General features: G+C 65.5%; 5 protein-coding genes. 3 read left to right on the forward strand and 2 right to left on the reverse strand.

Features of this window, described 5'->3' with window-relative positions; translation table 11 throughout:
• The coding region (locus B3187_RS01275) for an aminotransferase class III-fold pyridoxal phosphate-dependent enzyme (protein WP_286804283.1) at positions 1–333 on the reverse strand (333 nt) is incomplete at its 3' end.
• Positions 334–708: 375 nt separating this feature from the next.
• On the opposite strand from B3187_RS01275, the gene B3187_RS01280 reads away from it, so the two are divergent.
• The 3 genes from B3187_RS01280 (at position 709) to grxD (ending at position 5,939) form a co-directional block, all read left to right on the forward strand.
• Complete coding sequence (locus B3187_RS01280; protein ID WP_286804284.1) at positions 709–2,796, forward strand: TonB-dependent receptor family protein; 2,088 nt, start codon at positions 709–711, stop codon at positions 2,794–2,796.
• A 262-nt stretch (positions 2,797–3,058) separates the two neighbouring features.
• Positions 3,059–5,491: an ATP-dependent helicase HrpB gene (gene hrpB, locus B3187_RS01285; RefSeq protein ID WP_286804285.1), complete on the forward strand. Its 2,433-nt coding sequence runs from the start codon at positions 3,059–3,061 to the stop codon at positions 5,489–5,491.
• Positions 5,492–5,615: 124 nt separating this feature from the next.
• Complete coding sequence (gene grxD / locus B3187_RS01290) at positions 5,616–5,939, forward strand: Grx4 family monothiol glutaredoxin (protein WP_286804286.1); 324 nt, start codon at positions 5,616–5,618, stop codon at positions 5,937–5,939.
• Between the two features lie 69 nt (positions 5,940–6,008).
• On the opposite strand, the gene B3187_RS01295 is transcribed toward grxD, so the two are convergent.
• The coding region (locus B3187_RS01295) for a hypothetical protein (protein ID WP_286804287.1) at positions 6,009–6,192 on the reverse strand (184 nt) is incomplete at its 5' end.

The raw sequence follows: 6,192 nt of genomic DNA on the forward strand, positions 1-6,192 counted from the left end.
GGCGCCGTACTTACGGGCGAGCTTGATCGCCGCTTCGTTGGCTTCTGCCCCGGAGTTGGAGAAAAACACCCGCTCCATACCGGTCTGCTCGCACAACAGGTCCGCCAGTTGGCGCTGTGGCGGAATGTTGTACAGGTTGGAGACGTGCAGCAGGGTGCCGGCCTGATCGCACAGGGCGCGGGTCACCGCCGGGTGGGAATGGCCCAGCCCGCAGACTGCGATGCCACTGATGGCGTCGATATAGCTATTGCCCTGATCGTCCCACACACGGCTGCCTTCGCCCCGAACCAGGGTCAGAGTGCGAGTACCGTAAGTGTTCATCAATGTGTCCATGGTTTACTCCACAGCCATCCGCTCCAGAGAGCCGGAAAACAGAATCAATAAAACCGCCAAAAGCCCGTTGTCGTGAACAGGCAGCCAGATCTCGATAAGGCGGGGATCAAACAGGGGGTTCGGAACGCTCCGAGTCGGCCTTGAGCTCGCCGTGTGTGGCCTCGTTGGGCGGACGGCATGAACCCGTAAATGGCAAAAAAGCAATACTATAGCCATTTTACGGCGTTGGCAAATGGCATCCATTCGCGTTGCCTGGCCGTACTCATGGCCGTTTTGTGTACGGTTCTGGCCTACAGGCCGGAGGCCGAACCCGGTATCATGGCCGCGCCCCGGTTCGGGGCCGAATTCTGACAACGATCCCCAAGGTGGTAGTTCATGGCTCGACATTTCGCCTCTGTTTCAGTCCGAGCATTGCGCTCGGCGCTCCTCGTCCGTGCGGCTCCGTTGTCCATTGCCGCCCTGATTGGCGCCGGCGCTCAGGCCGAGGGGCTGGAAACCCTGGTGGTGACCGGCGAGGCGCGCGAGGGAGATGCCTTACCCGGGGCGGCGTCCCTGGCGATGGATCGCCAACAGCCGGGGATGCGCATCGACAGTGGCGAGCTGCTACAGGGGTTGCCCGGCGTGCAGGCCGACAGCCGTTCCAATTACGCCCAGGATACCCGGGTGACCCTGCGCGGTTTTGGCGCCCGCTCGGCGTTCGGTGTGCGCGGCATTGACCTGCAGCTGGACGGTATTCCCCTGAGTACGCCGGACGGCCAGGGGCAGCTCTCCAGTGTGCCGGTGGATGAAGTGGATCGAGTACAGGTCCTGCGCGGCCCGCTGGCGGCGTTGTATGGCAATGGCGCCGGCGGGGTGATCCAGTTTGACAGCGCCGCGCCCGAGCAGAACCGTCTCAGCGGGCGGGTTTTGGCCGGGGAGGGCGATCGGCAGCGTCAGGCAGTGACCGGCGAATGGCGCGAGGGCGCCTGGGGCGCTCGGGTCCACGGTTCGCGCTTTACCAGCGATGGCGAGCGGCCCCACGCGGAAGCCGAGCGGCGCCAGGCCGGGGCCCAGCTGTATTATCAGGCCGACAGCGGCATAGAAACGGTGGTGCGCCTGGACACCAGCCACGATCCGCTCTTGCAGGATCCGCTCGGCCTGTCGCCGGAGCGCTGGCGGGAGGACCCCCGTGCGGGCAACGAGCGCGCGGAGCTGTTCAACACCCGCAAGCGTATTCGCCATCAGCAGGGTTCGGTCACCTTGCGCCAGGCGGAGGGTAAGCACCGCTGGCAGGCGGCGATCTGGCAGGGCCTGCGCGAGGTAGACCAGTGGCTGCCATTTGCCGGGGACGACGTGACCAGCTCTGGCGCGGTAATTGATCTGACCCGGGATTTTTCGGGCCTCCGGGCCAGCTACACCCGCGATCTTTCCCTGCTCGATCGCCCGCTGGAGGCGACCCTGGGGGCGAGTGTCGAGCGCCAGGAGGATCGGCGCCGTGGCTACGTCAATGATCAGGGCGAAACCGGAGCCCTGCGCCGTGACGAGCTGGGTGAAGTCGACAGTCGGGATCTGTATGGGGTGCTGACCTGGCAGCCCACCGATCGGTGGGAAATCACCGGCGGGGCCCGCCACAGCGACCTGTCCTTTGCGGTGGATGATTATTTTGTGGTGCCGGCGGATGGCGATAACCCGGGCAATCCGGACGACAGCGGTGGCCGGGACGATGATTTCGTCGCGCTGGCGTTGGGTACAACCGTTCGTCTGAACACCCAGTGGGAGGCGTTCGCCGGGGCCGGTCGGGGCTACGAAACCGCGACCCTGACCGAGATGGCCTACCGCAACGAGGGCTCCGGCTTGAATACCGCGCTGTCGCCGGCGGAAAACCGGCAGATTGAGGCGGGCCTGCGCTGGGGTCTGGCGTCGCCGCATCGGGTGACGCTGAGCCTGTTCCAGATCGACAGTGACGATGAGCTGGTGGTGGATCAATCCGAAGGTGGCCGTACCACCTACCGCAACGCCGCTGAGACCGAGCGCTGGGGGCTGGAAGCCTTCGGTGAGCTGCATCTGACGCCGGGCTGGTGGGCGCGTTTCAGTGCCAGTTACCTGGACGCGGAGTATGCGTCCGGGCCCGAGGCGGGCAATCAGCTACCGGGCATTGCGGATATCAACCTCTATACCCAGTTGCGCTGGGAGCCGCTGCAGGATGATCGCCTGGGCACGGCGCTGGTGGCCCGCTATCGCGGTGAGGTGGCGACCGGCGATGACAATGCGGTGTTTGCGCCTTCGGCGGTCACCTGGGATTGGAGTGTGGATTCGGCCCATCAGTGGGGTGATTGGTTGGCCTCGGGTTGGCTGAAGCTGGAGAATCTGACCGATGAGCAGTATGTGGGTGCGGTAATCGTCAATCAGGGCAACGGCCGCTCGTTCGAGCCCGCCCCCGGTCGGCAGGTGAGTGCCGGATTGAACCTCGAATACCGGTGGTAACCGGAGCGTCCGGGCGCGAGCGGGGTAAACCCTTACGGGACACGCCGTGAATACATCCCTGTAGGCTCGAATCGCGGGTCCCCCGCTCCACGGTCCCGTAAGGGTTTACCCCGCCCGCGCCCTCCGTGCCATCGGTCGCGTAGGGCGGATCGGTCCGACGTTTCGGAGCGCAAAGCGCGCATCCGCCGTAAATACCCCCAAAATCCGCGCAGACAGGTAAATTAATGCCCCACTCTTCGACGCTACTAAACCGTAAAAACCAATGAAACCAACCTCTCTCCCAAACCTCCCCCTAAGTGACTACCACGCCGATTTCATCAACGCGCTTGGCCGGGGCCCGCTCCTGCTGGAAGCCGAGCCGGGTGCGGGGAAATCCACCCTGGCGCCGCTTTGGGCGCTGGAGGCGGCACCGGACGGGCAGCAAGTCTGGTTGGTGCAGCCGCGCATTCTGGCGGCGCGGGGGGTGGCGCGGCGGCTGGCTTCGCTGTATGGGGAGTCGGTGGGCCAGACGGTGGGTTATCAGGTGCCGTTTGACCGGCAGGTGTCCGAGGCGACCCGGCTGGTGGTGATGACGCCGGGGATTGCCCTGCAGCGTCTGCTGGCCGACCCGGAGTTGGCCGGGGTGGCGGCGGTGATGCTGGATGAGGTGCATGAGCGGGCACTGGATCAGGATACGGCCTGGGCCTGGCTGCAGGAGGTGGCGGTGCTGCGGGAGGATATTGCGCTGGTGTTGATGTCCGCCACGCCCGATCCGGCGCTACAACAGCAGGTGGCCCAGCGGCTGTCGGCGCCGGGGCGATGTTTCCCGGTATCGGTGCAGTATCTTGCGCCCCGGCGGGATACCCGCGGGGCCGCGGAGCGCCTGGATGAGCATTTGTTACGGGCGCTGTCCGAGGTGGCCGACTGGCGGTCGCAGACCGTGTTGGTGTTTCTGCCCGGCTGGCGGGCGATTGAAGACTGCGCCTCGGCGCTCGCGCGCCGGGAGCCGTCCGCCCGGCTGGCTCGCCTGCACAGTCGGGTACCGGATAAAGAGCAGCAGGAGGCATTGGATCCGGCCAGTGGCCCGCGGGTGATTCTCGCCACCAATATCGCCGAAACCTCGCTGACCATCGCCGATGTCACCCTGGTGATTGACTCCGGGCAGGTGCGCCGTTCGGTGTTTGAGCAGGGCACCGGCGTGAGCCGTCTGCAGACCCGGCGGATCAGTCAGGCCAGCGCCGAGCAGCGTCGCGGCCGGGCGGGGCGGGTGCAGGCGGGGCACTGTATCCGGCTCTGGTCCCAGGAGGAGGCGTTGGCGCCAGCGGAGCCGCCGGAGGTGCGCTCCACCGATTATGTGCCTTTGGCTCTGCGGTTGGCGCACTGGGGTTCCCCGGTGGAGGAGTTGCCGTGGCTGGAAGCGCCCAACGGGCTGGCGCTGGAACGAGCCCGCCGGCAGTTGCAGGATTGGCGGTTACTGGATGAAGCGGGCTGGGTGACCGACGCCGGACGGCAGGTGGCGGCGCTGGGGACCCATCCGCGCCTGGCCCGTTTTCTGCAAACGGCTCTTTATGAAAAGGCGCTTGATGAATCGTCGCTTCAGACCGGGGCGCAGAAGACCCTGCCGGAAGGCGCTTTACTGTTGGCGCTGGCCGTGCATTTTGACGTCCTGGAAACGTCGAATCAGTGGCAGGCGGCGGCCCGGGCCCAGCGCGCCGGTCAGCGCACCTGGCAGCGGCAGGCGCAGCGCTGGCTCAAGGCGTTGAGCGCCGGGGAAAGTCGGGCCGAGCTGGACCCGGCCTGCCTCGCCGATGCCTTCCGGGACCGGATTGGTCATCGTCAGGATTCGGGCCGGTACCGGCTCAACAGCGGCATCAGCGTCGCGCCGGATCGGCCCCTGGACAGCGAGTGGGCGGTATTTGCCGATGTGCAGGCCCGGGGTAAAGGGCATAGCGGCGTCGGCTGGCCGTTGACGTTGAACGCCGAGCAGCGGCGCGCCCTCAGTCAGTGTGAATCCCGACTGAGTCATCGCGGCAAGGGCTGGGTGATGCACACCACTTGGCGGATGGGGGGCTCGGTGACCGCCGAGGACCGACACCCGGTCACCGGCGAGGCGTTGGCCGAGGCACTGGTGGCGGATCTGCGCGAACGCGGGCTCAGTGCCTACCCCTGGCCGGAGGCGGCCACAGGACTGTACCGACGGGCCCAGCTGGCCAATGAGTCGGGGGTGCTGGACCTTCCGACGCTGGATGAGTCGGTGTTGTTATCGACGCTCGATCAATGGTTTGCCCCCTTCGTGACCGATAGCCTTCACCCCGACCGGTTGCCCTGGCGCGAGGCACTGGCGTTTTATCTCGGGCACGATGCCGTGCAGGCGCTGGACCAGTTGCTCCCGCTCCAAGTGGCGTTGCCCAGCGGCCGCTCGGTGTCGGTGGACTACCCCGAAAACGGGACGCCGACGGTGAGCGGCAAACTGCAGGAGTTTTTCGGGTGTGACCGTTTTGAACTCGCCGACGGGCGGGTGCCACTGCGGCTGCACCTGGCCTCGCCCAACGGCAGCCCGCTGGCGATTACCGGCGAGCTGGGGTCATTCTGGCAGGGGGCCTATGGGGAGGTGCGCAAACAGATGCGGGGCCGCTATCCCAAACACCCCTGGCCGGAAGACCCGGCCAGCCATCCGCCTACCCGGCTGACCAAGAAGCGACTGGGCGCCTCCTGACTGGTTTCCGCGCGCCGGCTGCGTTAGAATGCGAATACTTGACTCGCCTGCTAGGTCTTTCCCGGGCGAGGGTAACCCACGAATTTTGTTCACCTTATTGGCACAAGAGAGGTCAGGCAGTCCTATGGACGAAGTACAGGCAACCATCAAGCAGCAGATCGAAGAAAACCCGGTGATTCTCTACATGAAGGGCTCGCCCAACGCACCTCAGTGCGGTTTTTCCCAGCGCACCTCCCAGGCGGTGATGGCCTGCGGTCAGCGGTTTGCCTACGTCGATGTGCTGGCCAACCCCGAAATCCGCTCCGGTCTGCCCCTGTACGGCAACTGGCCGACCTTCCCGCAGCTGTGGGTCAAGGGGGAATTGATCGGCGGCTGCGATATCGTGATGGAAATGTCCGAAAGTGGCGAGCTCAAGTCGCTGCTGGAAGGCGCTGCCGCCAAAGAGTAAATCTGGCACGCCCTGCATTCCGGCGGTCAGTCAGATCGCCGGAATTCCCCCGCTAAAAGTCCGTAAGACTCAAAACCAGGCGAGATAAACCAGCAGAATCCCCAGCAGAGCCAGCCCGCTGAGCGCAATCAACGCCACACCGAGCTTCTGGTAAAAACGATCCCGCTTATGCTGTTGCCGGGTTTGTTCCCCGATGTCGTGAACCTGCCACACCAGCTCCCGGGAACGCTCCAGCTTGGCCCGGGTCTCCATC

The sequence above is a fragment of the Marinimicrobium sp. UBA4209 genome (genome assembly GCF_002381585.1).
Classification (GTDB): Bacteria; Pseudomonadota; Gammaproteobacteria; order Pseudomonadales; family Cellvibrionaceae; genus Marinimicrobium; species Marinimicrobium koreense.

Coding starts and splice junctions, on each gene's coding strand:
- grxD (WP_286804286.1), top strand. CDS start 5,616: ATGGACGAAGTACAGGCAACCATCAAGCAGCAGATCGAAGAAAACCCG.
- B3187_RS01280 (WP_286804284.1), top strand. CDS start 709: ATGGCTCGACATTTCGCCTCTGTTTCAGTCCGAGCATTGCGCTCGGCG.
- hrpB (WP_286804285.1), top strand. CDS start 3,059: ATGAAACCAACCTCTCTCCCAAACCTCCCCCTAAGTGACTACCACGCC.